The 262-nt window shown below is 63.7% G+C and carries 1 protein-coding gene; it reads left to right on the forward strand.

Annotation, left to right across the window (positions count from 1 at the left end; all coding sequences use genetic code 11):
* Positions 1 to 7 precede the first annotated feature (7 nt).
* A partial coding sequence (locus tag R0J87_RS21665; protein ID WP_498888884.1) for a Gfo/Idh/MocA family protein occupies positions 8 to 262 on the forward strand: 255 nt, incomplete at its 3' end.

The raw sequence follows: 262 nt of genomic DNA on the forward strand, positions 1-262 counted from the left end.
GCAGCTGCTGCATGGCAGCTACCTTCAAGACTGGCTCCTCAGCCGGACGGCTACGAGTTGGCGGGTCGATTCTGCCCTTGGCGGGCCGTCGCGCACGTTTGCCGATATCGGGTCGCACTGGTGCGATCTCATGGAGTTCGTGACGGGCGAACGTATTGACTCTGTGCTCGCCGACTTCACGACGACCGTGGCGGAGCGACCGACGTGGAACGGCAGCGGGGTCATCAGAGTCGACACCGAAGACGCCGGTACGGTCCTCTTC

It is taken from the genome of Halomonas sp. SIMBA_159 (assembly GCF_046536035.1).
Classification (GTDB): Bacteria; Pseudomonadota; Gammaproteobacteria; order Pseudomonadales; family Halomonadaceae; genus Vreelandella; species Vreelandella venusta_A.